Source organism: Nocardia sp. NPDC003345 (assembly GCF_053589395.1).
The window spans coordinates 1-1879 of record NZ_JBSFRU010000562.1 but is presented as its reverse complement, the minus strand read 5'-3'; the positions used below and the strand labels follow the sequence as shown (position 1 = coordinate 1879).

The 1879-nt window shown below is 68.5% G+C and carries 1 protein-coding gene; it reads right to left on the bottom strand.

The annotated features are described in order from the left end of the window. Window positions 1-166: 166 nt before the first annotated feature. Window positions 167-1753, bottom strand: a complete 1587-nt coding sequence (locus ACWDU1_RS32005; RefSeq protein WP_450004158.1) for a GMC family oxidoreductase — start codon at window positions 1751-1753, stop codon at window positions 167-169. Window positions 1754-1879 lie beyond the last annotated feature (126 nt).

Sequence of the window (1879 nt, the reverse complement as noted above, 5' to 3'; positions counted from 1 at the left end):
AGAGAGTTTCTAGGGTGGTGTGAGGGTAGTTATTAGGTGTTATGTGTAGATCCGGGGGGGGGGGTTGCGCGCGGGCCGCGTCACCGGGACAGATCGGTGACGCGGCCGACGGTGACCGAACTGCCGGCCCTGTACCGCGTCCGGGCCGGCAGTTTCGGGTTCCCGCCTACTTACCGGTCACGAAATCGGCGGCCCGGGCGCCGATGAACATACTGGGCGCATGGGTGTGCCCGCGCACGAGCACCGGCATGATCGACGCGTCCGCGACCCGCAGCCCTCGGACACCCCGGACCCGTAGTTGCGGATCCACCACGCTCTGATCGTCGGTGCCCATGCGGCAGGTTCCGGCCGGGTGATACAACGTATGCGCGTAGTTGTTCAGGGCCAGGGCCCGGGTTTCGGCCGCGGCGGGACCGCCCGGGGCCTCGGGCGGGTAGCACAGCGATCCCAGGACTTCCCGCATGGCCGCGGTATCGGCGATCTCGGCGCAATACTTCAGACCGGCCATGATCGCTGCCCGGTCGGCGCCGTCGGGATCGGAGAGGTACTTCGGATCGATCACCGGTTTGGCCGAGGGATCCTTGGACGCGAGTGTGACCGTGCCGCGGCTGCGCGGCCGCAGCAGAACGGTGGCCAGGATGACGCCGTGCGCGGTCGGATCGATGAGGCCCTCGTGATAGAACGGGGCCGGCGCGTAGACCAGCTCCAGGTCGGGCTGGTCCAGCGCGGGGTCGCTGCGCAGGAAGCCGTAGGCCTCGCCGACATTCGAGGTGAGCATCCCGCGGTGGCGGAGCAGGTAGTTGACCAGCTGCGCCGGCTTCTCCGCACCGAACAGCGAATCGGATTCCACCTCGAAGCCCAGGCCCGCGACCAGGTGGTCCTGCAGATTCGTCCCGACTTCGGGGGCGTGATGGCGGACCTCGATACCATGCCGTCCGAGTTCGGCCCGGTCACCGATGCCGGACAGCATGAGCAGCTGGGGGCTGTTGACGGCCCCGCCGCACAGGATCACCTCTTCGGTCGCGGTAACCGTTTGCACCGCGCCGCCGCGCAGGTATTCGACCCCCGTGGCCCGGTCGCCGTCGAAGGTCACCCGGGTGGCGGTCGCCTCGGCGAGGACCCGCAGATTACGGCGCTTCATCGCGGGGCGCAGGTAGGCGTCCGCGGTGCTCCAGCGGCGGCCCCGGTATTGCGTGACCATGGTCTGGGTGAAACCCTGCGGCTCCGGGAGGTTCGGCTCCTCCACGGTGTAACCGCGTTCGGCCACCGCCCGCAGGTAGGCGGCCGTGGAGGGCCGGGGGCTGCGTTGCCGGGAGATGTGCAGCGGACCGCCGGTGCCGTGGTCGTCCCCGCCGGGGCCCTCCACGTCCTCGATCGCGCGGAACTGTTCGACCGCCTTCTCGAATCCCCATTCGGGGCCCGCGGCGGCGGCCCACTCCTCGTAGTCGGCGCGGAAGCCGCGCACCCACATCTGGGCGTTCAGGGACGAGGAGCCGCCGAAGGTCTTGCCGCGCGGCCAATAGATTTGCCGGTCGCCCAGTTGCGGCTGGGGTTCGGTGAGATAGTCCCAGTCATACGGAGTGCGGAAGAGTTTGGAGAAGCCGGCCGGGATCCGGATGAACTTGTCCTTGTCCGGCGGACCCGCTTCGAGCAGGACGACGGATCGTCCCGGGTCGGCACTGAGCCGGTTCGCGAGCACCGCACCCGCCGACCCGGATCCGACGATTACATAGTCCGCACTGACGTCTGTCACCTTCGCACCTTTCGACACTGTGTCGGCCCAACATACGAGAGTGCGGACGGGTGTGGGGACAGTTGGCTGTTTGCCGGTTCCGCGTCGCCTCCGCCGGGTATAACCTGCGCATGAGTTACCCGGTGG